The sequence below is a fragment of the Streptomyces sp. NRRL B-3229 genome (assembly GCF_000719505.1).
In the GTDB taxonomy this organism is placed as follows: Bacteria; Actinomycetota; Actinomycetes; order Streptomycetales; family Streptomycetaceae; genus Streptomyces; species Streptomyces griseorubiginosus.
Genome location: NZ_JOGP01000034.1, coordinates 40,983 through 66,958, shown reverse-complemented (window position 1 = coordinate 66,958; position 25,976 = coordinate 40,983). Strand labels below are relative to the sequence as shown.

Below are 25,976 nucleotides of genomic sequence, written 5' to 3'. Positions count from 1 at the left end.
CTAGAAGAACGTGCGCACGTAGTCGACGACCGTGCCGTCCGCCTCGGCCACCGGGATCAGCTGCCACTTGTCGAAGGACGTGCACGGGTGCGAGAGACCGAGGCCGACCCAGTCGCCCACCTCCATGTCCACCCCGGGGGCGGTGCGCAGCCACGCGTGCTGGTCGGAGAGGGCGGTCACCTCGATGCCGGTCGCGGGCCGCTCGGTGCCGTCGCGGTGGACCACCTGGGGGAGCGGGAGGTCGAGGTCGTAGGCCGCGTCCCGCTTGCCCGCGTTGGTGAAGGCCTGCTCGGGGGAGGGGCGGGAGACGACCTGCGACCACAGCCGGAACGCGGGCTCCAGCGCGCCTTCCTCCGGGACCCGGTTGAAGGGTGTCAGCCGGCGGTAGTGGCCGTCGTCGTGCGAGACATAGGCGCCGGAGCGCAGCAACTTCAGCACCGGCAGGGAGAGTTCGGGGATCTCGGCGAAGACGTCGGCGACCGCGTCGAACCATGCGCTGCCGCCGGCGCTGATCACGATCTCGTCGAGTCCCTCCGCCCCGAACCGCCCCGCCTTGTCGAACTCCGCGGTCAGGGCCACCAGCCGGCGCAGCCAGGAGTGCACGCGCTCCGGGTCCGGCCGCGGGACCTCGCCCTCGTAGCCGGCGACCCCGACGAGCCGCAGCGTCCCGGTGGCCGCGACCGCGTCGGCGACCGCCCCGCACTCCGCCTCCGTGCGGACACCGGTACGGGCGTCCTCCCCGGCGGCCAGCTCGACGACGACGTCCACCGGGCGGGACGCCCCGCGCAGCGCCTCGTCCATCAGCTCGACCCCGCGCACGGAGTCGACGTAGCAGACGAACCGGAAGTCCTCGTCGTGCGCGAGTTCCCCGGCGATCCAGCGCAGCGCCGCCGGGTCCACGAGTTCGTTGGCGAGGAAGACCCGCTGGACTCCGTACGCCCGCGCGACCCGGACCTGGTGGGGGACGGCCAGGGTGATGCCCCAGGCGCCGTGCTCGATCTGCCGCTGGAAGAGCTGGGGGGCCATGGTGGTCTTGCCGTGCGGGGCGAAGGCGAGGCCGTGGCGGGTGGCGTACGTCTCCATGAGCGCGAGGTTGTGCTCCAGGCGCTCGGCGGACAGGGCCAGTACGGGGGTGGTGAAGCCGCCGGTGAAGAGGTTGCGGCGCTGGGCGGTCAGTTCGGCGACGGTCAGGCCGTCTGCGTCCGGGGGGAGACCCTTGAACCGGTGGTCGACGCGGTCCTCCGAGAGGCGGGCGAGCGCTTCGGTACCGGACACAGGGCCTCCCGATGAGTCTGTTGCATTGTGTGCAACGTCCATTGCGTGTACCGCTCAGTGCTGTCTAACATCCTGGCGAACACCGGGTCAATGAAGGAGCCGCGCCCCTCGTGAACGCCTCCGACGCCGTGGACGTCGTCGCGCTCGGCGAGTCCATGGTCACGCTCCTGCCCGGCCGGCCGGGGCGGCTCGCCGACGTGCCGTCCTTCGACCGGGGGATCGGGGGCGCGGAGTCGAACGTGGCCTGCGGGTTGGCTGCCGCGGGCTTCGCGGTGCGGTGGGTCAGCCGGGTCGGGGCCGACGGGTTCGGGGATCATCTGGTCGAGACGATCGGGGGGTACGGGGTCGATGTCTCGGCCGTGGGCCGTGATCCTTCGCGACCGACGGGGGTGTATTTCCGTACGGCGGGGGAGCGGGGCTCGGACGGGCACGAGGTCGCCTACTACCGGGCCGGGTCCGCCGCCTCCGCGATGTCCGTGGCCGACGTCGATCTGTCGGTGGTGCGGGCGGGGAGGGTGCTGCATCTTTCGGGGATCACCGCGGCGTTGTCCTCCGAGTGCCTGGAGCTGGTGCGTGAGTTGCTGACTCCCGCGCCGGGGCGTCCGCTCGTCTCCTTCGACGTCAATCACCGGGCCGGGTTGTGGCGGGACGCCGGCGCAGACGGGCCGCGGGTGCTGCTGGAGCTGGCCCGGGGGGCCGACATCGTGTTCGTGGGGGAGGACGAGGCGGAGGAGGCGTGGGGGGTGACGGGGGGTCCGTCGGCGATTCGGGCGGAGCTGCCGGAGCCAGGGGTGCTGGTCGTGAAGCAGGGCGGTGAGGGAGCTACCGCGTTCGTGTCGGCTGCGGCCGAGCGGGGGCTGGTCGCGCCCCGCGGCGGAGCCGCACATCGACGAGGCCCCGCGCCCCCAGGTAGGTTCCAGCCGCCGACAGTTGGCACGCCGCCGTCGGGCACCTTCGCTCCCGCCCTCGCCGTCGACGTCGTGGCCAGCACCGGCGCCGGTGACGCCTTCGCCGCCGGGTTCCTTGCCGCGACCCTTCGGTACCTCCCCCTGCGCGACCGCCTCCGGCACGGTCACCTCTGGGCCGCCGCCGTCCTCACCGCCCCCGGTGACCTCGCCCCGCCCCCCGCCCGCGCACACGCCGACCGGCTCGTCGCCCTCGGGGACGACGGGTGGGGGAGACTTCGACTCGGCCCCGGCTGGACGCAAGCCGAGACGGCCTCGGAGGAGGTACGCACGCCATGAGTCAGACCGTCGACCGCGCGCTCAGCATCCTGCCGTTGCTCGCCGAGGGGCCCGCCGATCTCGGCCAGGTCGCCGACCGGCTCGGTGTGCACAAGTCCACCGCGCTGCGGCTCCTGCGCACGCTCCACGAGCACGGCATGGTCTACCGCCAGTCCGACCAGCGCTACCGCCTCGGCGCCCGCCTCATCGCGCTCGCCCAGGAGGCGATGGAGAACCTCGACATCCGCGAGATCGCCCACCCCCATCTCGTACGGCTGAACGAGAGCTGCGGGCACACCGTCCACCTGGCCGTGTACGAGGACGACGAGGTGCTCTACATCGACAAGGTCGAGAGCCGCTACCCGGTGCGGATGTACTCGCGGATCGGCAAGCCCGTCGCCCTCACCGTCGCCGCGGTCGCGAAACTGCTGCTCGCGGACCTTCCCGAGGCCGAGCGGCGGGCCCTCGTCGGCACGCTCGAATACCCCCTCTACACGGCCCGTTCGACACCCGACGCCCCTGCTTTCCTGGAGGAGTTGGCGCGGGTGCGTGAACAGGGCTGGGCCGTCGACCTCGGTGGCCACGAGGAGTCCATCAACTGCATCGCGGCCCCGGTCCGCGGTGCCGACGGCAGGGTCGTCGCCGCGATGTCGGTCTCCGCGCCGAACGTCGTCGTCACCGCCGAGGAACTCCTCACCCTGCTCCCGCAGCTCCGCCGCACGGCCGACGCCGTCAGCGGCGAGTACTCCGGCAGAACGACAGCGAAGGAACCCGCATGACGGACAAGATCGCGCTCACCCCGAGCACCCACACCACCCCGCCCGCGAAGTTCTCCCACGGGGTGCGCAAGGGCAACATCCTCCAGGTCGCCGGGCAGGTCGGCTTCCTTCCTGCCGAGGAGGGCAGGCCGCCCACGCCCGCCGGGCCGACCCTGCGCGAGCAGACCCTCCAGACCCTCGCCAACGTCAAGGCGATCCTGGAGGAGGGCGGTGCCTCCTGGGACGACGTGATGATGATCCGCGTCTATCTGACGGACGTGGACCACTTCGCCGAGATGAACGCCGTCTACAACACCTACTTCGAGGAGCAGGGCCTCACCCAGCCGCCCGCCGCGCGTACGACGGTCTACGTCGGTCTGCCCGCGGGCCTGCTCGTCGAGATCGACGCGCTCGCCGTCCTGGGCTAGCGAAGACGGCCACTCCATGTGCACGCCCGGCCCACATACATGCCCGCCCCCTGTGCACAACCGCCCCATGTAGGCGTCCGGTAACGATGTAGGGGCCGACTGTGCCGGGCACAGGATCGTCGACCATACTGCCCGCTGTGGAGCAGCGCATAGGTTCGAGCAGCCAGCCCCTGGAAGGCGCCGGATTCGACCCGGCCTACATCCCCGGGCTCACCTCACCCGTGTCCGGCGAGGCGGAATCCGCCCCGGAGAGGGCGGAGGTGACCGCGGAGGAGGCCGTCGAGGAGCCTGTCGAGGAGTCCACCGGTGAGCCCGCCGAGGAGCCCGCCGAGGAGGAGGCTCCCGACGGGCCCGTCTTCGAGGCCTCCGACCGCCGCGCGAAGATCGTCGCGGACCACCAGGGCGTACGACTCTCCCTCGACGACCAGGCATGCGAGTTCCGTTGGGACGAGATCGGCGCGATCGAGACGGAGACCCCCCGCTTCGGCAAGCGCTACACCCTCACCGTGCACACTCCCGACCGGCGCTGGTACCCGATCGAGATCGAGGCGGCGGCACGGTCCGAATTCGCCGAGTGGGACCAGCAGTTGGACGCGGTGATGGACAAGTACTTCGAGGACGGGACTCCGGAGCCGGCTGAAGAGAAGTCCGACGAGACTCCCTAGGGGCGCGGGGCTGCATCGATATGCGGCTCCGCCGCATGGGCGCGACCAGCCCCCAACGGCCCGCAGCTCGCCACCACCGGTCCAACCCCTAGCAGTACTGCGCCTGCTTGCCGATCGACCGGTACATGCAGTCCGAGTTCTCCAGCAGTTGCAGCACCGCGTCCCGGTTGCGTGACGTCTCCCGCTCGATCACCTCGTCGGGCGGGTAGAACCCGCCCCCGGAGCTGGACGACGGGTACATCTCGAAGGTGTACGAGAAGATCTTGTGCGTGCCCCAGAGATAGTCGTCGATCGACCCGTCGGTGATGTACAGGTCGCTCGACTGCTCCGCCGTGTACCCGTTGCTCGCGGCCATCTTCTGCCCGACCGCCTTGAAGGCGGCGTTGTCGTCGGCGGTCATGCCGGTCGCCGTGTCGGAGTAGGTGTACCCGAAGGGCCACAGCACCAGTTCGCTGTACGTGTGGAAGTCGATGTTGGTCTTGATCTGCTGCACTCCGCCGACGACCCGGCTGCGCACGAAGTTCGCGACCACCTTGACCTCGGGCGCCGACTCGGCGGACGGGCCCCGATAGGTCTCGGAGGACGTCGACCCGGAGGAACCGCCGCAGCAGCCCCAGCGGTAGGCCCAGTTGCGGTTGAGGTCCGTACCGACCGCGGAGGAACCGGAGTTGGGCTGCCGGTTCTTGCGCCACGAACGGTACGAGCCGGTGGCGATGTCGTACTCGCCGCCGTCCGGATTGAGGTCGGGGATGATCCAGATCTCACGGTTGTTCACCATGTTGGTCACCCGGGAGTCGCTGCCGTAGCCCGCGCCGAGTTCGCGCAGCAGGTACAGCGCCATCTCGACGGTGAGGTGCTCACGGGCGTGCTGGTGGGCGGTGAACAGCACCTCCGGCTCGGCCTCGTCCGTCGCCACGTTGTCGCTGATCTTGATGGCCACGATGTCCCGGCCCTGGTACGACGTGCCGATGACCCGCTTGCTCATGATGCTCGGGTAGGCGGCGATCCGCTGGTCGATCTCGGCGGTCGTCTCGGCGTAGTTGTGGTAGCGCGAGTCGGCCGAGGGGAAGTCGAAGAGCCGCGCCTCGCCGGAAGCGACCCGGTCCGGTGCGGTGCCCAACGGCTCGACGTCGTAGCCGAGTTGGCGAAGCCTCTTGATCTGCGAGGCCCGGCCGGAGACGACCACCGTCTCCTCGTCCGCCTCGTCGACCGTCACCCCGGTCTGCTGGATCGCCGTACGGGTCACGGGAGTCGACTGCTGGTGGATCTCGTACTGCCGGACGGCCTCGGCGCTCGGGGCCGCCTTCGGGGTGCTGTCGGCGTTCGCGGAGAGCGGGGCCGCGAGGGCGAAGGTCATGAGGGAGGCGACGGCGGCGAACGTGGCGTAGCGGGTGCCGCCGCGGGTGCCGGAACCGCGTATGCGAAGTCGCATGAAGTCTCCTGTGTTCTCCAGGGATTCCGGGATCTCCGGAAGCGGGGAGTGGAGCGGGGGGTGGTTCAGCGACGTACAGGTGCGGGTGTGCCGCTTATCGTCCGTGCATGACATGGTCAGGTCAATAGGGCCGGGGTCCGCGGGCCGCCGGAGGGGTGGGGGCTCGCGCTTCTTCACCGCATGCCCTCTTGCCGGTCCGAGATCTTTAGGGTTTCTTGACCTTCATGGCGGACACCACGGACAACACAGTGACCGGTGAGGCGAGTTCTGTACCCCGCAAGGCCAGTTGGCGGTACATCGGACCGGGCATCGTCGTCGCCGCGACCGGCGTCGGCGCCGGTGACCTCGTCGCCACGCTCATCGCGGGCAGCAACTTCGGCTACACGCTGCTGTGGGCGGCGGTGATCGGCTGCCTGGTGAAGATCTCCCTCGCGGAGGCGGCGGGCCGCTGGCACCTGTCCACCGGCCGCACCCTGTTCGACGGCTGGGCGAGCCTGGGCCGTTGGACCACCTGGTTCTTCGCCGTCTACGTGGTCGTCTGGGGCTTCGTGTACGGCGCGGCCGCGATGTCGTCGAGCGCGCTGCCGCTCCAGGCGCTGTTCCCGGACGTGATGGAGCTCGAACTGTGGGCCGTGGCCTGCGGGTTGGTCGGGCTGGTCTTCGTCTGGTTCAACAAGTACGCGGTCTTCGAGAAGGTCATGACGGTCCTGGTGGGCGTCATGTTCGTGGTGACGGTGTACCTGGCGATCAGGGTCACCCCTAACCTGGCGGACGCCTTCGCGGGCCTGCTGCCCGTCCTGCCCGACGAGAACGACTCGATCCTCAACACCCTCGGCCTGATCGGCGGGGTCGGCGGCACCATCACGCTGGCCGCGTACGGCTACTGGGTCAACGCCAAGGGCTGGACCGACACGGGCTGGATGAAGGTGATGCGCCTGGACAACCGGGTCGCCTACCTCACCACCGGCATCTTCGTCATCGCCATGCTCTTCGTCGGCGCGGAGCTGCTGCACTCCGCCAACGTGGCGATCGCGAGCGGCGACAAGGGGCTCATCCAGCTGAGCGACATCCTGGAGGACGAGTACGGCGCGGCCACGGCCAAGTTCTTCCTCATCGGCTTCTTCGCCACCTCCTTCACCTCGCTGATCGGCGTCTGGCACGGGGTGAGCCTGATGTTCGCGGACTTCGTGGCCCGCTTCCGGGGCCAGGGCGCGCAGAAGGGGGAGGAGGTCGCCTCCGGCACCCGTGAACGCTCGTGGCCCTTCCGCGCGTACCTGCTGTGGCTGACCTTCCCGCCCATCGTCCTGCTCTTCCAGGGCCAGCCCTTCCGCCTGATCATCCTCTACGGCGTCCTGGGCGCGGCCTTCCTGCCCTTCCTGGCCGGCACCCTCATCTGGCTCCTCAACTCGGCCCGCACCCCGAGGGAATGGCGCAACGGCCCGCTGAGCAACGGGATGCTGGCGATCGCGGGCCTGCTGTTCCTGACGCTGTGCGTGAAGCAGATCTGGGACCAGCCGTGGGGGGAGTTCTTCTGACGTGGTGGGGGAGAGGCGGGCGGGCAGGTGCGGCCGGGGCCGTCCCCGCGTCCGCTGCCGGGAGGGCCGGATATCCTCGGCCGACGGGAACCACACCACCGACGAGGGCCGACGCAGATGACCACCCCACCGCCTCCCTCCGGACCGACCCCACCGGCCCCCACCCCGAACGCGACCCCACCGGCCCCCACCCCGAACGCGACCCCACCGGCCTCCGCCCCGTACACGCCGGCCACCGCCTCGGATGCCGTTGCTCCGGTACGGCCGTCCGCAGATCGGCAGGCGTCTGTTCCGAACGGGCCGGCCCCCGAGCCGCAGGTCTCCCCTCAGGTGTGGCCCTCCGCTGATCCGCAGCCGCCCGCTCCGGTCCCGCCGAACGCCGCCGCGCCGGGTTCACCGCACCCCGTCGCGCCGGCGGCCGTCGCACAGCCCGACGCGTCCACGCCGGAAGCGGACTGGCTCATCGCCCCGCCCGTCCCCGCTCCGGCCGAGGGTTCGGAGGCCGTTGCTGCGGACAGGCCACCCGCCGCCTCGCCCGTCGCTGCTCCGGTATGGCCGTCCACCGATCCGCAGGCCGCGGCTCCGATGTCGTCAGGGGCCGTCGCACAGCCTGAGGCGCCCCCGTCGGAAGCGGACTGGCTCATCGCCCCGCCCGCCCCCTCGGCGCGGGCGGCCACCCCAGCGGACAGCGCTTCGCCGACCCACGTCGAGCCGCCGACCGCCTTCCCGCAGACGCGCCCCCAGCTCCGCCGACCGCCTTCCCGCAGGCGCCGGTCGAGGCGCCCCCAGCTCCGCCGACCGCCTTCCCGCAGGCGCCGGTCGAGGCGCCCCTGGGCTCGCACGCCCCGGTCGAAGTGCCCCCGGCTTCGGCGGCCCCGGTCGAGCCGCCCCCGGCTCCCACCCCGCCGCCCCCTCCCGGGGCCCACCCCGGCTTCGGTCCGCCGGCTCCCATGACACCCGGCTTCGGCCCTCCGGCGCCCCCGGCGTCCCCCCAGTACGGTCAGCCGGCACCCCCTCCGTACGGCCACCCCGCGACGCCCCCGTACGGCCACCCCGCGACGCCCCCGTACGGCCACCCCGCGACGCCCCCGTACGGCCACCCCGTCGCCCCGCCGCCGTACCCGCATCCCGTGCCTCCGCCGTACCCACAGCAACCCCAACCGCCCTCCGAAGGGCCGGAGTTCATGGCGGTCGACCGGCACAACTCCGTCGTCGTGGACTCCGCCGGCGTCGCCTTCGAGGATCACGGGCGGTCCGCCGAGTTCCCCTGGCACGAGATCCGCAGCGTCCACTACAAGGCCGGCCCCAACGGCAAGACGCTGATGATGGCCGTCATCCACCTAGACGGACGCTTCTACGAGTGCGTCGTGGACGCGAAGAGCCGGGACCTGCTGGGCACCTGGTTCGCCCAACTGGCCCCGGTCCTCGGGTACTACCGCCCGCTGGGGTGACAGTGGACGCCGAACTCCAGATCCATGAGCTGTGGAGAGCGGACGCCACGGAAGCGACGGCAGTCGTGCGCTGCCTCCGAGGCCCCGTCCGGCTCGGCGCCCGTTTCTCGCGGGTGCGCGATACGCGGGCACCGATCGCCCTGACGGTGACGAGCATCGTGCGCTACAGCCGCCCGGACCACACGATCGACCCCGCACACTCCGGCCTGGTGACGCTCCAGGGCACGGGCGCGCGCGAGCTGAGCCCGACGATCGCGGAGACGGGACGGCCGGTCGTGCCGGTCATTCAGGGTGACAACCCGCCCCCACCCTGATCACCCCCTACGGCAACCCGTGCACATGCGGCCCCACCGCGTTGGACCACGTGTTCCCCGCCGCCGCGTCCCAGTTCGTCGACCAGGTCATGGCGCCGCGGAGGTCGGGGTAGGTCCTCGAGGGCTTGAAGGAGCCGCACCCCGTGCCCTTCGTCAGGCAGTCCAGCGCGTTGTTCACCGCGGTCGGGGAGACATAGCCGCTGCCCGCCCCGCTCGTGGAGGCCGGCAGGCCGAGGCCCACCTGGGACGGGGACAGGCCGCCCTCCAGCTGGATGCAGGCCAGCGCGGTCAGGAAGTCCACCGAGCCCTGGGAGTACACCTTGCCGTCGCAGCCGAGCATCGAACCGCTGTTGTAGTACTGCATGTTGACGACCGTGAGGATGTCCTTCACGTTCAGCGCGGTCTGGAAGTACGCGTTCGACGTCGACTGCATGTCGATCGTCTGCGGCGCCATCGTCAGCACCAGCGACGGCCCCGCCTTCGCTGACAGCGACCGCAACGCCTGTGACATGTAAGTCGCGTTGAGCCCGTTCTCCAGATCGATGTCGACGCCGTCGAAGCCGTACGTCTGCATCAGCGCGTACACCGAGTTCGCGAAGTTCGCCGCCGACGTCGGGTCGCTCACCGACACCGTGCCGTTCTGGCCGCCGACCGAGACGACGACCTTCTTGTCCGCCGCCTGCTTCGCCTTGATGTCCGCCTTGAACTGGTCGACGGTGTAGCCGCCGAGCCCGGCCGAGTCCAGGTTGAAGGTCACGGCACCCGGTGTGGTCGTCGCGTCCGCGAACGCCACCGCGATGATGTCGTACTGCGCCTGCACGGCCGACAGCTTCTGGACCGTCGCCCCGTTGTTGAAGTTCTGCCAGTACCCGGTGACCGCGTGCTTCGGCACCGTGCCGCCGCCACCGCCCGTGGCCGTGGTCCGGCCCGTCACGGTCGCGGACTTCGCCGACTCGCCCGCCGCGTTGGTCGCCGTGACCTGGAAGCCGTACGACGTCGACGCGGCGAGCCCGGTCACGGTCGCCGAGGTTCCCGTCACCGCCGTGACCTTGGTGCCGTCGCGGTACACGGTGTACCCGGTCGCCCCCGACACCGCGTTCCAGGCCAGCGAGACCGACGAGGACGACGTACCGGACACCGTCAGGCCGCCCGGCACCGAGGGGACCGTAGGGGCCGGGTCGCCGCCACCGCCGCCGTCGGGGCCGTAGACCGACACGTCGTCCGCGAAGTACGCCGCCTGGCCGTACCAGCCGTGGGTGTACACCGTCACCGAGGTGGTGGCGGAGCCGGTCGTGAAGGTGGTCGTCAGCTGCTTCCAGGAGGTGGAGTCCGGGGTCCAGGTCGACACGTCCGTGGTGCCGGTGCCGGTCGCGCCGAGGTAGGCGTAGCCGCCCTGCACCCACGCGCTCAGCGTGTACGTGGAGTTGGGCTTCACGGCGACCGTCTGGGTGCAGCGCGCGTTGTCCTGCCCGGCCGGTGTCGCCTTCAGCGCGGCCGAGCCGCCGTGCACGGGGGAGGAGACGGTCGTACCGCTGCTCGCGGAACAGGTCCATCCCGACAGGCCGGACTCGAAGCCGGCGTTCTTCGCGTTGTTGATGTCGGCGGCGGAGGCGGGGTGCGCGAACCCCAGGGCGAGGGCCCCCAGGGCGAGGGCCCCCAGGGCGAGCGTCGTGGCGACGGTCGTCGCCCCGCATGCCAGCCGCCGTGTTCTGCTGAGTATGGGCATGACAAGAGAGTTGGTCCAGACCAATCTTCTGTCAAGGAGGGTGACGGCGTTGGATGCGCACCGTGCGTTTCTCCGGCTCACGCACGTGGCAAGTGCGCCCCATCTAGGCAGGAATCGCCCGCTTTTGAACCCGAGGGCTGGCCAGGAAGTCACAGAATCGCTGTTCTCCGGTCACAGAGCCGTGGTTACAGTGCTCAGGTAGTCACGCAGTGAAGTCGACCGGGTGTGCCGGAGTGATCCGTCGGACCCTCGGGCATGGGATACGGGGAGCTGCGCGTGCCAACTGCCATCGCAGTGACCGGAGCCGACATGGCGTTGCCGGCGCAGGACGAGCGGACCCTGCCCGCCGTCGTGCTCGACGGCCTCGACCGGCAGCCGCTGGACCACTCGCTCGCCGCGCTCCAGACACTGATCGACCAGCACGGCCATGTGATCGTCGTGTACTCCCGTGCCGTGCCCCCCGCGGTCGACCAACGGCTGCGAACCGTGCGGTCCCTGCTGGAGAGCGACCGGATCGCCCTGTTCCAGCCGGATCTGCCGCCCCTCGGCATCGCCGTCCTGGCCCGCCAGTTGAGGCAGCTCGCCTCGTGCGACCTCAGCCCCGGCGTCCTCGCCTCGGCGGGCCGGCTGCTCACCCACTACCTCCACGCGGGTGCCCTGCTCGGCTCGGTGGCGAGGCTCGACCGGGTCCCCGTGGGGCTCAAGTCGCACGCCAAGTCATGGGTTCCGGGAAGCCAGTTCGCCGTCCTCGCCCACCCGCAGCCGCAGCTCGTGCGGATCGCCCCGGACGCCACGCTCGCCGGACCGGAGTTCGCCACCTCGATGCTGGTCGCCCGCGGGCAGCTCCAGTCCGACTGGGTCTCCGGGGACCTCGCCACGTCCTGGCGGATCCAGGGGCTGCGGGAGGCCCCGCTGCCCGCCGAGTCCGCCGAGTGGTGGGGCACCTCCAAGCTGATCGAGTTCTGCACCTTCCTGCCCGACCTGTCCGTCCTTTACCAACTGGTCACCTCGGTACGGCAGAACATCTGTCACTGGTGCGGTATCGACGTCATCGGAGACCGCTGCGTCTTCTGCTCGGCCACCGCACCGGTGGCGCCCGTACCCGAACTGCACCAGCAGCGCGCACACCAGCACCAACTGCCCGCCGGGTGAGCCGTACCGGATCGCCCCCGTCCCCGAGTCCGCTCGACCGAGCCCCCCAACGAGGTTGTACGGTTCATGAACTCCCGTCAGCGCCGCGGCGTCATACTCCTGCTCCTGTCGGTCCTGGGCGCCCTCGCGGCCTTCGCCGGCGTGCTGTCCGTCATCAACGACGTGAAGTCCAAGGTCGGCCCCGAGGTCACGGCGTACGAGGTCAAGGACGACATCAAGCCGTACACCCGGCTCACCGCGGCGCAGTTCGAGAAGACGGAGATGCCCAAGCGCTGGCTGTCGCCCAACGCGATCACCGATCTGGCGGGCATCCAGGACAAGATCGCCGTGACGACCCTCAAGGAGGGCTCGCTCCTCCAGAGCGACATGGTCGTCGACCAGCCCGCCCTCCGGCCCGGGCAGCAGGAGGTCGCCATCATGATCGACGCGGCGACCGGCGTCGCCGGCAAGATCACGGCCGACTCCCGGGTCAACGTCTACGCCACCTTCGAGGGCCAGAAGGAGGGCGACCCCGACCAGTCCAAGATCATCGTGACGAACGCCCAGGTCCTCGACGTCGGCCAGATCACCGCGCTCCAGCCGGACGCCGACGAGCGCACCCGCGAGGCGACGAAGGCCGTCCCCATCACCTTCGCGCTCAGCGCGCTCGACGCCCAGCGCCTCACGTACGCCGAGTCCTTCGCCAAGCGCGTCCGGCTCGCGCTGGTCGCCCCCGGGGAGACCGGCACCATCCCGGAGCAGGACCGCACGTACGAACTCACCAAGGACAAGTGAGAGGCCGCCATGCCCACGAGGATCCTCCCGGCAGTCGGCGACACGGACGCGGTCCGCTCCCTCACCACACTGCTCAGCCAACTCCCTGACGCCGAACCGGTCACCCCCGTCACCGACTCCACCCAGCTCATCGACACCCTCGCGCGCCTGGCGTCCGAGTCGATCGACGAGCTGCCCGAAGTGGTCGTCGTCCATGAGCGCATCGGCCCCGTCCCGGCCCTGGAGCTGATCCGCGAGGTCGCCCTGCGCTTCCCGGCCGTCGGCGTCATCCTCGTCACCTCCGACGTCAGCCCCGGCCTCTTCCAGGCCGCCATGGACTACGGCGCCCGCGGCCTCATCGCCCTCCCGCTCGGCTACGAGGAACTCGCCACCCGGGTGCACGCGGTCGCCCAGTGGTCGGTGGGCGTACGACGGCACCTGGGCGCCGCCACCGACGTGTTCACCGGTGTCGGCGGCACCGTCGTCACCGTCAGCGGCGCCAAGGGCGGCGTCGGTGCCACCACCACCGCGATCCAGCTCGCCCTCGCCGCACAGGCCTCCGGGCGCAGCGCCGCCCTGCTCGACCTGGACCTCCAGACCGGCGACATCGCCTCCTACCTGGACGTGCAGTTCCGCCGCTCGGTCGTCGACCTCGCCGCCATCACCGACATCTCCCCGCGCGTCCTCGCCGACGCCGTCTTCCCGCACGACACCGGCCTCGCCCTGCTGCTCGCCCCCGGCGAGGGCGAACGCGGCGAGGAGGTCACCGAGCGCGCCGCCCGCCAGATCGTCTCCGCCCTGCGCTCCCGCTACGAAATCGTCGTCGTCGACTGCGGGGCCCAGCTCAGCGGGGCCGGCGCGGCGGTCGTCGAGATGGCCGACACGGCCCTGCTGGTCACCACCCCGGACGTGGTCGCCGTGCGCGGCGCCAAGCGGGCCGTACGGATGTGGGACCGGCTCCAGGTCCGCAAGGCCGAGGAGACCACCGTCGTCGTCAACCGGCACAGCCGCGGAACGGAGATCCAGCCCCCGCTCATCCAGAAGATCACCGGAACGGGCGTGGCGGCGACCGTGATCCCCGCGAACTTCAAGGAACTCCAGGGCGCGGTGGACGCGGGCCGGGTCCACGAACTCGACGCCAAGGGCACGGTCAAGCAGGCCCTGTGGACCCTCGCCGGCGAACTGGGCCTGGTCAAGGGCACGGAGTCGAACTCCCACCGCAACGGCGGCCGCGACCGCGGCTCCCTGACCTTCCGGCGACGCAAGGAGCTGGGGAGATGAGGGCCCCGGCGCTCCAGCCGTGCCGCCGGAGTGCCCCGGCGCTCCAGCGGTTCCGCCGCGACGAGGGGCAGGTGACGATCGAGTTCCTCGGGATGACCCCGCTGATCCTCGTCACGCTGGTGCTGCTGTGGCAGTTCGTGCTGCTGGGGTACACCTTCACGCTCGCGGGGAATGCCGCGGACAAGGCGGTACGGGCCGCCACGGCGGCGGCGCCGGGGGAGCGGGAGGCCGCGTGCGAACAGGCCGGACGGGACGACCTGCCCGGCGCCTGGAGCGGACAGGTGAGCTGTAGCACCGGCGGCGGCTATGTCACCGCCGATGTCCACCTGAGGGTCCCCGTCCTGTTCCCGGGTGCCCTCGCCTTCCCCTTCCAGGTCGACGGCCACGCGGGCGCGGTGGAGGAGGACCGGGACTGAGATGTCTGAGATGTCGTACTCCCGACGGAGCCCAGGGCGCCGCGACCGCGGTCAGGTGGCCATCGAATACCTCGGCTTCATCCCGATCCTGATCCTCGTCGCCATGGCCGTCGTCCAGCTGGGGCTCATCGCGTACACCGCCCAGCAGGCCGGCACCGCCGCCAGGGCCGGGGCGCGGGCCGCCTCGCTGGACCTGAGCGCGCAGGACGGCTGTGCCAACGCGATCAGCGACTGGCTGTCCGTCAACTGCATCGAGGGCGGCGGCGACGGCTCGGTCACCGTCACCGCCACCGTCCAGATCCCGTCGATCGTCCCCGGATGGAGCTTCGACCCCGCCGTCAAGACCGCCACCATGCCGCTCGACCACTGAACGAGGTACCCCCATGAGCCTGCGGTCCCGCATCAACACCCCCGAGGAGAACGGCAGCCGGGGCGAGGACGGCCACCTGGTCGCCTCCTACCGCGCCAAGCTCCTCGAGGAGATCGACCTCGCGGAGATGAGCTCGCTGGCGGCGGCCGAACGCCGGGCCCGTCTGGAGCGGGTGCTCGGACACATCATCAGCCGCGAGGGCCCGGTCCTGTCGACGGTCGAACGCTCCCAGCTGATCCGGCGGGTGGTCGACGAGGCCCTCGGCCTCGGCATCCTGGAGCCACTCCTCGAAGACGCCTCCATCACCGAGATCATGGTCAACGGACCGGACTCGATCTTCGTCGAACGCGGCGGCCGGGTCGAGCAGTTGCCGCTGCGCTTCCCCTCCCACGACCAGCTGATGCAGACCATCGAGCGCATCGTCTCGACGGTCAACCGGCGCGTGGACGAGACCAACCCGATGGTCGACGCGCGCCTGCCGTCCGGAGAGCGGGTCAACGTCATCATCCCGCCGCTCTCCCTGACCGGCGCGATCCTCACCATCCGCCGCTTCCCCCGCTCGTACACCCTCCAGGAACTGGCCGGCTTCGGCTCCCTCGACGAGCACATGCTGTACCTGCTGGCCGGTCTGGTGCAGGCCCGCTTCAACGTCATCGTGTCGGGCGCGACGGGCACCGGGAAGACCACCCTGCTGAACGCGCTCTCCGGGCTGATCCCCGAGGGCGACCGGATCATCACCATCGAGGACTCGGCCGAACTCCAGCTCCAGCAACGGCACGTGGTCCGCCTGGAGTCCCGCCCGCCCAACGTGGAGGGCCAGGGCCGGGTCACCATCCGCGACCTGGTCCGCAACTCCCTGCGCATGCGCCCCGACCGGATCGTCGTCGGTGAGGTCCGCGGCGGCGAGTCCCTCGACATGCTCCAGGCGATGTCCACCGGCCACGACGGCTCGCTGGCCACCGTGCACGCCAACAGCGCCGAGGACGCGCTGATGCGGCTCAAGACCCTGGCGTCCATGTCGGAGGTGGAGATCCCCTTCGAGGCGCTGCACGACCAGATCAACAGCGCCGTCGACGTGATCATCCAGCTCACCCGGTTCGCCGACGGCGCCCGCCGTATCACCGAGATCGCCCTGCTCGACAGCCACGGCAGCGAGCCGTACCGCCTGGTGACCGTGGCCCGGTTCAACGCCCAGCCGATGGCGGCGGACGGCCGGATCTACGGCCGTTTCGAGTACTTCCCGCTGCCCCGCCGTACCGTCGACCGCCTCTACATGGCGAGTCAGCCCACGCCCCAGGCCTTCGGCGTGGCCGAGTCCGCAAGCCAGTTGGCCATCCGAGAAGCCAGGTAGGACAGGTAGGAACCACCCCATGGACCTCGCGACCCTAGTCGATCTCACCACCGGCATAGCCCTGCTGAGCTGCGTGCTCGCCGTCGTCGGTGTCCACGTCCACGCCAAGGGCCGGGCCCAGCGGGCCGCCCTGGTCGACCGGCTGACGGCGGCCGGGCAGGTGCCGTACACCGGCCGCCGCCGGCACTTCCGCGACCTGGACCGCCGGCTGCGCCGCACCCGGCTCGGCCGACAGCTGGAACTCCGGCTCGCGGCCACGGGGCTGGACGTGACGCCGGGGGAGTTCTTCGCCGCGATGCTCGCCGTGGTGGCGGGACTGTGGCTGATCGGCCAGGAGACGCTGGCCCCCTTCTTCGGCCCGATCCTCGGCCTTCTCGGCATCGGGGCGGCGGTGCAGTTCCTCAACTGGCAGCGCCAGAAACGCATCGAGAAGTTCATCAACCAACTCCCCGAACTGGCCCGCATCCTGGCCAACGCCACCCACGCCGGCCTCGCCCTGCGCACCGCCATCGGCATGGCGGCGGAGGAGCTGGAGGCCCCGGCCGGGGAGGAACTGGGCAAGGTCGCCAACGAGTTGGCCCTCGGGGTGTCGATGGAGGACGCGCTGGACGAGATGGCGAAACGGCTTCCGTCCCGGGAACTGGTGGTCCTGGTGACGACCCTGGTCCTGTCGAACCGGGCCGGCGGCCAGGTGGTCAGCGCCCTGCGCAACCTCACCGAGACGCTGGAGGAGCGCAAGGAGACCCGGCGCGAGGTCCGCACCCAGCTCTCCCAGGTGAACATGACGTCGTACGCCGTCCCCGTCCTCGGCATCGGCTCGCTGTTCCTGATGAACGGCGTCAGGGACGGCGCGCTGGACCGTATGACGGGCTCACCGCTGGGGCAGGCCGCGGTGCTCATCGCGTTCGGCCTGTACGCGGTGGGCTTCATCCTCATCCGCCGCCTGTCCCGCGTCGACGTCTGAGAGGGTGGCCGTGATCGCATTCGGACTGGCCCTGCTGATGGCCCTGAGCGTGTGGGGCGTCTTCGCCGGCATCCGCATGTTCCGCGCGGAGGCGAAACTGCCCGCCGACCTGGTGCTCGCGCTGGAGGTGGGTTCGACCCGCACCGGCGCGGTGGACTCCCTGGTCGACCGCATGGGCATGCGGTACGCCCCCGCGGTCCTGCGCCTGATGGGCCCCAAGCAGGTCGCCAAGTACCGCCGCAAGATCGACCTCGCGGGCAACCCCGGCGGCCTGACCATCAACCGCTACGCGGCCCGCAGGGCGGTCTACGGCTTTCTCGGCGGCCTGGGCTTCCTGGTCTTCCTGCTCCGCGGCCAGATCCTGGTCGCCCTGCTGCTCCTGGCCTTCGGGGCGTTCTGGACGGAGGTCGGCATCTGGTCGGCGATCCGGGTCCGCAAGGACGTCATCGAGCGCACCCTGCCCGACTTCCTGGACGTCCTGGCGGTCGTGGTGAGCGCGGGCCTGGGCTTCCGCCAGGCACTGGACCGGGTGGCCTCCAAGTACGAGGGCCCCTGGGCCGACGAACTGCGCATCACGCTCCGTCAGATGGACCTGGGCGTGAGCCGCCGCCAGGCCTTCGCGGAACTCCGCAGGCGCAACGACTCGGAACAGGTCGCGATGTTCGTGACGGCACTCCAGCAGGGCGAGGAGCTGGGCGCGCCCATCGTGGACACCCTGGTCGCCCTGGCCAAGGACATGCGCCGCACCGACGCGCAGAACGCCCGCCGCAAGGCCGCTCGCGCGGTCCCCAAGGCCACGATGATGATCACCACGTTCATGGTCCCGGCCACGATGCTGCTGCTGGCCGCGGGACTGCTCCTGGGCTCGGGCACGGACTTCGGGTCGATCACGGGGGATTAGGGGGAGTGAGGGAGCAGGGGAGTGGGAGAGCCGGGACGGGAGAGGCGGAGGCGGGGAGGTGACGATGACGCAGGCACGCAGGCCGCACAGGGCCCTGTGGCGCGGGCGCACGGCCGCCGACGGCGCTGAGCCCCCACAGGGGCCACCCGCACCCGACGACGAAAACGGCACGGGCGGTGCGGGTTCGAACAACGCACCCGCACTCGCCCTCCAGGTCAACGCCCTCCAGGCCATGTGCCGCCAGGTCTTCGGCTTCCGCCTGGCGATGATCGCCCTGGCCGCCCCCGCCGCCCTCCTGAACGCCAACCCCGGCCTGGGCGTCCGCCTCGTCGGCGCCGCGGTCGTCGTCACCTTCATGGTCTCGTACGCCCTCTTCCGGGACTGGGAACGCTTCGGCCCCCTCCTCCTGCGCCACCCCACCCTGCTCGCCGCCGACACCCTCTTCGGCAGCCTCCTGCTGATCTCCGCCGGCCCGGACACCACCCTCGCGTACGTCAGCGTCTGCACCCCCCTCCTTGCCGGCATCGCCTACAGCTGGCGCGGCGCCGCGGTCTTCGCCTCCCTCCAGTCCCTGATCCTGCTCCTGGTCCAGACGGCGCTCCCGCACACGCACCGCACCCCCGTGGAGACCCTGCTGCTCCCCGGCTTCTGTGTGATCACCGGAGCGGTCGGCTCCACCCTCCGCGGCCTCCTGCTCCGCTTCGGCACGGCGACCCGGGCACTCACCGCGGTGCGGGCCCGCCTGGCGGTGACGGAGGCGATCAGCGAGGAACGGGCGCGGCTGGCCAGGGAGATGCACGACTCGGTGGCGAAGACCCTGCACGGCGTGGCCCTGGCCGCGGAGGGCCTCGCGATCTCGGCGGCCGCCCCCGCCCCCGACCCGGCCCTGCTCAGGCAGCAGGCACAACTCGTGGCCAGGGCGGCCCGCAGAGCCGCGACGGAATCCCGCGAACTCCTCACCGACCTGCGCCGGGACCAGGACCACGGCATCGACGTACTCGATGAACTGGCATCCCGGGCGGCGGACTTCAGCACCCGCACCGGACTCCCCCTGACCTACCGCCCCCCGGTCGCCCCGCACCCCGAAGTCCCGGTCCCGGCCGCCGCGGCCCGTCAGCTCCTCTCCATCACCGAGGAGGCGATGGAGAACGCCCACCGCCACGCCGAGGCCACCCGCGTGGAGGTGAGCGCGGAGGTCGAGGACGGCCTGCTCCGGATCAGCGTCCGGGACGACGGCCGCGGCCTGCCCGCCGGCACGACTCTCGAAGAGCTGCGCAGGACGGGCCACTTCGGCCTCGTCGGCATGGTGGAACGCGCCGCGTCCGCGGGTGCCCGCCTCCACCTGGGCGACGGCCCGAACGACCGGGGCACCGACGTACTCCTGGAACTCCCCCTGCCCTCCGCGGAGGCGGACCGATGACCCCCCACCCCAGCACGAGAGGAGGCCGCGCCATGCAGAACGACCCCCAGCACGCCGTCACCCCGTTCGCGCTGTTCCCGACGGCCCCGCCGACCCCCGTCGTCCGGATCGTCGTGGCCGACGACAACCCCGTGGTCCGGGCGGGCCTCACCGCCCTCCTCTCGGGCCACGAGGGCATCACCGTCGTGGCCGAGGCGGCGGACGGCAGGGAGGTGTACGAGGCCGCGAGCCGGCACCGCCCCGACGTGATCCTCCTGGACGTCAGGATGCCGGGCGTGGACGGCCTCTCGGTGCTGCCGTACCTCGTGCCGATCGCGCCGGTGCTGATGCTGACGTACAGCGGAGAGCCGGAGACCGTCCGCGAGGCGCTCCGCGGGGGAGCCGACGGCTACCTGGTCCACGGCGAGTTCACGGCGGACCAGCTCGCCACGGCCGTACGGGACACGGCGCAGGGCGTCACCCATCTGACCCCGACGGCGGCGAGCGCCGTGCTGCAAGAACTCCGCGATGCGAATGCACACGCAAAACGGCCCACGCTTCCCCCTTTCTCTCTGACTTCCTCCAAAGTGCTTTCGCAACTGCAACCATCTGTGGGACAGTCGTCCTCGGACCGGTCGCGTTTCCAACTCAGCGCGAGGGAGGCGGAGATCATGAACCTCATCGCATCCGGCATGACCAACCAGCAGATCGCCGCCGCCTGCTTCATCAGCGAGAAGACCGTCAAGAACCACATCAACCGCATCTTCGCCAAGCTCCACAGCACCAGTCGCGCGGAGGCGGCGGCGAAGTGGCTCGGCACCGCCCCGAGTTCGGGCCGAGGGGTGGGATGACCCGTGCCGAACCGAGGTTGGGCCCGGATTTGGGCCCAGGGGCCCTGCGCCGACGAGGATCAGCGGGTCTACGTTCCGGTTGTCGATGGCGGCGACACCGAAGGGTCACACGATGAACAACCGGTTCAAGCGCGACGAGGGTCAGACCGCGGTGGAGTACCTCGGCATCATCGCGGTGGTGGTGGCGATCGTGCTGGCGATCACGGGGACGGACATCGGCCAGGCCATCTACGACGCGATCGTGAACAAGATCGACGAAGTGATCGGCGCCTGAGGCACGTTCGACGGCTCGACGACGCAGGGCAGGCTTTCCCCATCTACATCACGGTGGTGGCGGGTCTGCTCTTTCTCGCGTTCGCCTTCCTGGCGGTCGGTCAGGCCGGAGCCAACCGCAACGGCGCCCAGACCGCGGCCGACGCGGCGGCTCTGGCGGCGGCTCTGGACACCAGGGACCAGCTCACCAAGGAATGGGTGCAGAACGTCCGGGACCCGACCAAGTGGAATGACATCTTCCAGGGCCTCGGGGTGCCGTTCGACGGTTGCGCCCGCGCGGACCAGCTGGCCGCGCAGAACGATGCCACGGTCACCTGTGAACCGCTGCCGGGGCTGCCGCCGGGCTACAAGGTGGAGGCCCTCACCAACAAGACGGTCGGCGATTCCATCGTTCCCGGCACGGAGAACAAGAGGTCCAGGGCGCCGGCCACGGCGGTCATCGAGCGGGCCTGCGTGTTCGAACTCCCCGGGGAGGGGACCGACGGGGACCCGCTGCCCACGCTCACGTGCGACGACGGCACATGGACCCCGGATCCGGCGAAACCCGACGACCTACCAAAGCCTGAGGATCTCTTCGACGTCCATCTGGCCGACTGACAGACGAACGACTAGTGGTGAGGGAAGCGCAGGGATGAACATTCGGTTCACGGCGAAGGCCCGCAGGGGGATGGTCGCGCTGACGATCGCGGCCGGTCTGGCCGTCGGCGTGGCCGGTTGCGGCGGTGGGGGCGGCGACGACAAGAAGCCGGAGGCGTCCGCGTCCGCTTCCAAGAGCGGCGGCTCCGGCGCGAGCACACAAGAGGGCACCGACGAGCCGATCGCCGAACTCAAGGGGGAGAACGGACTGACCCTTGAGATCGACTCCGCGCAACGGGACTCCGGTGGGTTTCTCACGGTGAGCGGCGAGATGAAGAACGACGGTGACAAGCCGGCCCGGGTCTCGGTGCGCACAGCGGGAGACGAGACCGAGATCATCCGGCACGGCTCGTCACTGGGCGGAGCGACCCTCGTCGATTCCAAGTCCAAGAAGCGTTACTACGTCCTGCGCGACACCGACGGTCGCCCCTTGACGACGACGGGAATGCCGAGGATCGACGCGGGTGCCTCCATCCCGGTGTTCATGCAGTTCCCGGCCCCCCCGACCAGCACCACCGACGTCGACTTCCAACTCCCCACATTCGCCTCGGCCACCATCCAGATCTCAGGGTGAGGCCCCCATGACCACCACCCCCCGCCTCCCCCTCGCCGTGACCGCCGCCGCGCTCCTCACGGTCGTGTTCCTCCCCGCCGCGCACGCCGACGGCGGCGGCGGCCCCAGCGTGCCGCCCGGCACCGAACCCTCCGCCACGGCCCCCGTGGAGGTCGACCCCAACGACCCCGACCTCAAGCTGCCGGAAGGCGCCACCCTCGCCGAACCGAAGGTCCTGGACATCAAGCAGGTCGTCGAGGACCAGAGCGGAGACGAACGCCGCGAGGACACCAACGCGGACGTGAAGTTCGCCCTCCAGGCCGAGGTCCTGTTCGGCAAGGACAGCGCGAAGCTGAACGGCGAGGCGAGAGCCCGGATCTCCGCCATCGCCGCGGAGATCAAGAACCAGCACGCCACCCGGATCAGAGTCTTCGGCTTCACCGACAACCTCGGCAGCTACGCCCACGGCCTGACCCTCTCCCGCCAACGGGCCAACGCCGTACAGGACGTCCTCGACCAGGAACTCAACGACTCGTCCGTCACCTACGAGGTCCGCGGCTACTCGGAGGACTACCCGATCGCCTCCAACACCACGGAGGCAGGCCGCAAGAAGAACCGCCGGGTGGAGGTGTCGTTCCCGCGGGGACAGAACTGACGCGGGGCGGCTCCCGGATCAACCACATGTCATTCCGCGACAACCTCCACCCGCACCCCCACCCGCATCCCCCACCCCTCCATCACCCCGGCCCCCGCCTCCACCACATGCCGTGAGCGCAGGCGGGGGAGGCCCAAGCGGCCCGGCCTCATCGTGTGGACGGCGATGACCCGGAGCCGGCGGTCGAGGTAGGCGACGTCGATGGGGAAGCGCATGCGGAAGGTGTGGACGCTGCTCGCGGGGGAGAGGAGCAGCGCTCCCTCCACGGCGTCCCGGCCGAGCAGTCCCTTCGTGCGGGCCCGGTAGGACGTGGCGATCTCCAGGGGGACACGCACCTCGCCGACGACCAGTTCTCCGTGTCCGTCCCGCCAGCGTCCCATGCCGCAGCCACCCCTCTCGGTACCGTGTGGGGCCATCCTCCATCCCAGTTCCGGGGCAGGTGACCGATGCGGAAGATCGTCCTGATGATGTCCGTTTCCCTCGACGGGTACTTCGAGGGTCCCGACCACGACATCAGCTGGCACCTGGTCGACGAAGAACTCCACCAGCACATGAACGACCTCACCAGACGGATGAGCGGTGACCTGTGCGGGCGGGTCACTTTCGAGCTCATGGACGGCTACTGGCCCACGGCCGACACCGCCCCGGACGTCACCCCCGTGGAGGCGGAGTTCGCCCAGCTCTGGCGGGACCTGCCGAAGTACGTGTTCTCGCGCACCCTCGAACACGTCGACGACCCGAACGCCACGATCGTCCGGGAGGTCGTGCCCGAGGAGATCAGGAAGCTGAAGGAGCAGCCGGGCGGCGATCTGGTCGTCGGCGGGGCCGTGCTCGCGACCGAGTTCATGCGCCACGGGCTTGTCGATGAACTCCGTATCTACGTCCATCCCGTCCTCGTCGGGCGGGGCCGGCGCCTCTTCCCGTCCGCCGACACCCTCACCTCGCTCGACCTGGTGGAGACCCACACCTTCCGCAACGGCGTCGTGCTGCTCCGGTACGAGGTGGCGGCGGGCGGCCGTACGAATCCTTAGGAGCCCGTAAAGAAGTTGTCCCCCACCCCCGGCGTGGGTAGGAAGGGGCTCATGACCCGACTCGGCGCCGTGTTCCGTCCCCAGCTTCCCCCCGAGCGGCTGCGGGCCCTCGCCCGGCTCGCGGACGAGGCCGGGCTCGAGGAGCTCTGGCTCTGGGAGGACTGTTTCCTGGAGGGCGGGATCTCCACCGCCGCGGCCGCGCTCGCGTGGACCGAACGGCTCCGTGTCGGTGTCGGGCTGCTTCCCGTTCCGCTGCGCAACGTCGCCATCACCGCGATGGAAGCGGCCTCCCTGCACCGGATGTTCCCGGGGCGGCCGATCCTCGCCGTCGGGCACGGCGTGCAGGACTGGATGGGCCAGGTCGGCGCCCGGGCCGAATCGCCGCTCACCCTGCTCCGTGAGCATCTCGACGCGCTGCGGGCCCTGTTGGGCGGGGAGCGCGTCACCACTCGGGGCCGGTACGTCTCCCTGGACGGCGTCGCCCTCGACTGGCCGCCGGACGGGCCCGTCGACGTCCTCACCGGGGCCACCGGACCGCGCACCCTGCGACTCGCCGGCCGGTCGGCCGACGGCACCGTCCTCACCGCCGGCACCCCGCCCGAGGGTGTCCGCCGGGCCCGCCGGCTCATCGACGAGGGGCGCCAGGAGGCGGGCCGCACCGGACAGCCGCACCAGGTCGTCGTCTACCTCCTCACCGCCACCGGACCCGACGCGGCCGCCCGCCTCCACGCCGAACTCGCGCACGAGGGCCACGCCGACGTTCCCGACCTCGGTGTCGCCGGGGACGCGGGCGCCGTCGCGAAGGCCGTCGAGCGACTCGTCGAGGCGGGCGCCGACACGGTCGTCCTCCAGCCCACGGCCGACGAGCCCGACCCAGAGGGCTTCATCCGCTTCACCGCCCAGGAAGTCCGCCCCCTGGTTCCTTGACCGCCGGTCCACCCAACCCCGACCCCCACCCCGCCCCAGAAATTGGACAGCGCCCGCCCCCGCCCAGCTGCCACGATCGACACCATGACCACCCAGGACACTCACACCTTCGAAGACCTCGTAGCCGAGGGAGCCGCCGTCCCCACCGACGGGTGGGACTTCTCGTGGTTCGAGGGGCGGGCCACCGAGGCGCGGCCGTCGTGGGGATACGCCCGTTCCCTGGCTGTACGGCTCACCCGGGCCACCGCCTCGCTCGACCTCCAGACCGGCGGCGGCGAGGTCCTGGCCTTCGCCCTCGATCAGGGAACCTCAGCCCCCGATCAACAACCCCCCTCTCCCCAGGCCCACGCAAGGCCGCCCCAGACCCCCCTTCTCGCCGCAGCCACCGAAGGCTGGCCCCCCAACCTCGCCAGAGCCACCGCCCTGCTCCGCCCCCACGGCATCGTGGTCGTCGCCACCCCCGAGGACGCCCCGCTCCCCTTCGCCGACGCCACCTTCGATCTGGTCAGCAGCCGGCACCCGGTCAACCCCCAGTGGGCGGAGATCGCCCGGGTGCTCCAGCCCGGCGGCACCTACTTCGGCCAGCACGTCGGCCCGCGCAGCGTGTTCGAACTCGTCGAGCACTTCCTCGGACCGCAGCCGCCGGAACAGAGCTCCGACCGGCATCCAGAGCGCGAACGCGCGGCCGCCGAAGCGGCCGGACTGGAGATCGTGGACCTGCGTGCCGAGCGGTTGCGGATGGAGTTCCACGACATCGCCGCCGTCGTCCACTTCCTGCGCAAAGTGGTGTGGATGGTCCCGGGCTTCACCGTGGAGCAGTACGAGCCCCAACTTCGGTCCCTGCACGAGCGGATGGAGTCCGAGGGCCCCTTCGTCGCGCACAGCAGCCGACACCTCGTCGAGGCGCGCAAGCCGAAGAAGCTCAGCTAACCGCAAAAGTGAAGAAAGGGTGCATATGGCTGCGTAACGTAGCGCACCCCGCCCATCTACCCCAGATTTCCATGGTCTTCACGGGGTTTCCACATCGTTATCCCAGGCAGCTCGCATCTCGGTCACTTCTGACGTAAATTCAACACGAGGCAATTCGCGCCAGCAAAGCTGCGCGGTGGCACCGCGCAGAGGAGGGGGCTGCGCGGTGCCGCGCCCACTTGCCGGCGTCAAAGAAACGTTCCGACCCGGATTCACCCACGCGGGCGATGCCGTACGCCCCCATGATTCCGCCGCGTTTCGGCCACGAAACCCCCATGAACTGGGCTTCGACCCCCCACCATGCCGTCGCCGAGTGACTGCGGAGAGTAGTTGTGGCACGCCGATGCACGCAGCATCACTTACGAAGGGTTATGGTGGAAACCCCCCCTCGGGCCGGTCCGTCTCCCCCCCACGGACCGGCCCGTTTTTTGTGCGCCCAGAACACATCCAGGGCACATCCAGGGCACATCCAGGGCACATCCAACGCGCACCCGGGGCGCGACCGGGACGCATCCGGAACCCGTCAGCGCGCATCCGGACCGCGTCCGGAACCCGTCAGTACGCCTCCGGACCGCATCCGGCACGCATGAGGACAGCCCCCCGGGACACCCGCCAAGAGACCCGACGACCCCGCACCCGCCCAAGCACCCACCGCGCCCCGCACCTTGGGCGCCCGGTACCCTCAGT

Annotated in this window: 28 protein-coding genes; 24 read left to right on the top strand and 4 right to left on the bottom strand. The window is 70.7% G+C overall.

Annotated elements, in window-relative coordinates; all coding sequences use genetic code 11:
- Positions 1-1,317: an amino acid deaminase gene (locus IF54_RS0135995; protein WP_199821290.1), complete on the bottom strand. Its 1,317-nt coding sequence runs from the start codon at positions 1,315-1,317 to the stop codon at positions 1-3.
- 113 nt (positions 1,318-1,430) lie between these two features.
- Here IF54_RS0135995 and IF54_RS0135990 point away from each other — a divergent pair, with 113 nt between their 5' ends.
- The 4 genes from IF54_RS0135990 to IF54_RS0135975 all read left to right on the top strand — a co-directional run bounded on the left by IF54_RS0135990 (position 1,431) and on the right by IF54_RS0135975 (position 4,349).
- Positions 1,431-2,519 (top strand): sugar kinase, encoded by a 1,089-nt coding sequence (locus tag IF54_RS0135990; protein ID WP_234439146.1) that lies wholly within the window; start codon positions 1,431-1,433, stop codon positions 2,517-2,519.
- Entirely contained in the window at positions 2,516-3,277 is a 762-nt protein-coding gene (locus IF54_RS0135985; RefSeq protein ID WP_030326633.1) for an IclR family transcriptional regulator, read from the top strand. The genes IF54_RS0135990 and IF54_RS0135985 overlap by 4 nt, the downstream gene beginning before the upstream one ends.
- Complete coding sequence (locus IF54_RS0135980; RefSeq protein WP_030326631.1) at positions 3,274-3,684, top strand: RidA family protein; 411 nt, start codon at positions 3,274-3,276, stop codon at positions 3,682-3,684. Before IF54_RS0135985 ends, IF54_RS0135980 begins: the two co-directional genes overlap by 4 nt.
- Positions 3,685-3,821: 137 nt before the next feature.
- Positions 3,822-4,349 carry a hypothetical protein gene (locus tag IF54_RS0135975; protein WP_030326629.1) on the top strand — a complete coding sequence of 176 codons (528 nt, stop codon included), beginning with the start codon at positions 3,822-3,824 and terminating at the stop codon, positions 4,347-4,349.
- 88 nt (positions 4,350-4,437) lie between these two features.
- Here the strand turns inward: IF54_RS0135975 and IF54_RS0135970 are convergent, their stop codons facing one another.
- Complete coding sequence (locus IF54_RS0135970; protein ID WP_030326628.1) at positions 4,438-5,781, bottom strand: M14 family metallopeptidase; 1,344 nt, start codon at positions 5,779-5,781, stop codon at positions 4,438-4,440.
- A 224-nt stretch (positions 5,782-6,005) separates the two neighbouring features.
- On the opposite strand from IF54_RS0135970, the gene IF54_RS0135965 reads away from it, so the two are divergent.
- The 3 genes from IF54_RS0135965 to IF54_RS0135955 all read left to right on the top strand — a co-directional run bounded on the left by IF54_RS0135965 (position 6,006) and on the right by IF54_RS0135955 (position 9,081).
- Positions 6,006-7,316 (top strand): Nramp family divalent metal transporter, encoded by a 1,311-nt coding sequence (locus IF54_RS0135965; protein WP_030326627.1) that lies wholly within the window; start codon positions 6,006-6,008, stop codon positions 7,314-7,316.
- 1,184 nt (positions 7,317-8,500) lie between these two features.
- Positions 8,501-8,767, top strand: a complete 267-nt coding sequence (locus IF54_RS41715) for a hypothetical protein (protein ID WP_078852229.1) — start codon at positions 8,501-8,503, stop codon at positions 8,765-8,767.
- Positions 8,764-9,081 carry a hypothetical protein gene (locus IF54_RS0135955; protein WP_159002275.1) on the top strand — a complete coding sequence of 106 codons (318 nt, stop codon included), beginning with the start codon at positions 8,764-8,766 and terminating at the stop codon, positions 9,079-9,081. The genes IF54_RS41715 and IF54_RS0135955 overlap by 4 nt, the downstream gene beginning before the upstream one ends.
- Positions 9,082-9,088: 7 nt before the next feature.
- Here IF54_RS0135955 and IF54_RS0135950 read toward each other — a convergent pair whose 3' ends face one another.
- Positions 9,089-10,807: a chitinase gene (locus IF54_RS0135950; RefSeq protein WP_030326621.1), complete on the bottom strand. Its 1,719-nt coding sequence runs from the start codon at positions 10,805-10,807 to the stop codon at positions 9,089-9,091.
- A 255-nt stretch (positions 10,808-11,062) separates the two neighbouring features.
- On the opposite strand from IF54_RS0135950, the gene IF54_RS0135945 reads away from it, so the two are divergent.
- From IF54_RS0135945 to IF54_RS0135880, 14 genes are all read left to right on the top strand, one after another.
- Positions 11,063-11,959, top strand: coding sequence for a hypothetical protein (locus tag IF54_RS0135945; RefSeq protein ID WP_030326620.1), 897 nt, complete (start codon positions 11,063-11,065; stop codon positions 11,957-11,959).
- Between the two features lie 66 nt (positions 11,960-12,025).
- A complete protein-coding gene (gene cpaB, locus IF54_RS0135940) occupies positions 12,026-12,733 on the top strand; it encodes a Flp pilus assembly protein CpaB (protein WP_030326616.1) in 708 nt (235 codons plus the stop codon).
- A gap of 9 nt (positions 12,734-12,742) precedes the next feature.
- Complete coding sequence (locus IF54_RS0135935) at positions 12,743-13,993, top strand: AAA family ATPase (protein WP_030326614.1); 1,251 nt, start codon at positions 12,743-12,745, stop codon at positions 13,991-13,993.
- Positions 13,990-14,409, top strand: coding sequence for a TadE/TadG family type IV pilus assembly protein (locus IF54_RS0135930; protein ID WP_030326612.1), 420 nt, complete (start codon positions 13,990-13,992; stop codon positions 14,407-14,409). Before IF54_RS0135935 ends, IF54_RS0135930 begins: the two co-directional genes overlap by 4 nt.
- 10 nt (positions 14,410-14,419) lie before the next feature.
- Positions 14,420-14,779, top strand: coding sequence for a TadE family protein (locus IF54_RS0135925; RefSeq protein ID WP_030326609.1), 360 nt, complete (start codon positions 14,420-14,422; stop codon positions 14,777-14,779).
- A gap of 13 nt (positions 14,780-14,792) precedes the next feature.
- Positions 14,793-16,130: a CpaF family protein gene (locus IF54_RS0135920; RefSeq protein ID WP_030326608.1), complete on the top strand. Its 1,338-nt coding sequence runs from the start codon at positions 14,793-14,795 to the stop codon at positions 16,128-16,130.
- Between the two features lie 19 nt (positions 16,131-16,149).
- Complete coding sequence (locus IF54_RS0135915; RefSeq protein WP_030326604.1) at positions 16,150-17,094, top strand: type II secretion system F family protein; 945 nt, start codon at positions 16,150-16,152, stop codon at positions 17,092-17,094.
- 13 nt (positions 17,095-17,107) lie between these two features.
- Positions 17,108-17,995, top strand: a complete 888-nt coding sequence (locus IF54_RS0135910) for a DUF5936 domain-containing protein (protein WP_107047940.1) — start codon at positions 17,108-17,110, stop codon at positions 17,993-17,995.
- Positions 17,996-18,059: 64 nt separating this feature from the next.
- Positions 18,060-19,415, top strand: a complete 1,356-nt coding sequence (locus tag IF54_RS0135905) for a sensor histidine kinase (protein ID WP_234439145.1) — start codon at positions 18,060-18,062, stop codon at positions 19,413-19,415.
- 32 nt (positions 19,416-19,447) lie between these two features.
- Complete coding sequence (locus IF54_RS0135900; RefSeq protein ID WP_030326599.1) at positions 19,448-20,245, top strand: response regulator; 798 nt, start codon at positions 19,448-19,450, stop codon at positions 20,243-20,245.
- An 85-nt stretch (positions 20,246-20,330) separates the two neighbouring features.
- A complete protein-coding gene (locus tag IF54_RS0135895; protein WP_030326596.1) occupies positions 20,331-20,519 on the top strand; it encodes a Flp family type IVb pilin in 189 nt (62 codons plus the stop codon).
- Positions 20,516-21,115, top strand: coding sequence for a pilus assembly protein TadG-related protein (locus IF54_RS0135890; RefSeq protein ID WP_078852233.1), 600 nt, complete (start codon positions 20,516-20,518; stop codon positions 21,113-21,115). Before IF54_RS0135895 ends, IF54_RS0135890 begins: the two co-directional genes overlap by 4 nt.
- A gap of 34 nt (positions 21,116-21,149) precedes the next feature.
- The gene (locus IF54_RS0135885) at positions 21,150-21,728 is read left to right on the top strand and encodes a hypothetical protein (protein WP_030326588.1); all 579 of its coding nucleotides are present in this window, start codon (positions 21,150-21,152) and stop codon (positions 21,726-21,728) included.
- A gap of 7 nt (positions 21,729-21,735) precedes the next feature.
- Positions 21,736-22,362: an OmpA family protein gene (locus IF54_RS0135880; RefSeq protein ID WP_030326587.1), complete on the top strand. Its 627-nt coding sequence runs from the start codon at positions 21,736-21,738 to the stop codon at positions 22,360-22,362.
- Positions 22,363-22,391: 29 nt separating this feature from the next.
- On the opposite strand, the gene IF54_RS0135875 is transcribed toward IF54_RS0135880, so the two are convergent.
- The gene (locus IF54_RS0135875) at positions 22,392-22,742 is read right to left on the bottom strand and encodes a DUF192 domain-containing protein (RefSeq protein ID WP_030326586.1); all 351 of its coding nucleotides are present in this window, start codon (positions 22,740-22,742) and stop codon (positions 22,392-22,394) included.
- Between the two features lie 66 nt (positions 22,743-22,808).
- On the opposite strand from IF54_RS0135875, the gene IF54_RS0135870 reads away from it, so the two are divergent.
- From IF54_RS0135870 to IF54_RS0135860, 3 genes are all read left to right on the top strand, one after another.
- Positions 22,809-23,393 carry a dihydrofolate reductase family protein gene (locus IF54_RS0135870; protein ID WP_030326585.1) on the top strand — a complete coding sequence of 195 codons (585 nt, stop codon included), beginning with the start codon at positions 22,809-22,811 and terminating at the stop codon, positions 23,391-23,393.
- A gap of 51 nt (positions 23,394-23,444) precedes the next feature.
- Complete coding sequence (locus IF54_RS0135865; RefSeq protein WP_030326584.1) at positions 23,445-24,320, top strand: LLM class flavin-dependent oxidoreductase; 876 nt, start codon at positions 23,445-23,447, stop codon at positions 24,318-24,320.
- 84 nt (positions 24,321-24,404) lie between these two features.
- The gene (locus IF54_RS0135860) at positions 24,405-25,250 is read left to right on the top strand and encodes a methyltransferase domain-containing protein (protein WP_030326583.1); all 846 of its coding nucleotides are present in this window, start codon (positions 24,405-24,407) and stop codon (positions 25,248-25,250) included.
- The last annotated feature ends 726 nt before the right edge of the window (positions 25,251-25,976 follow it).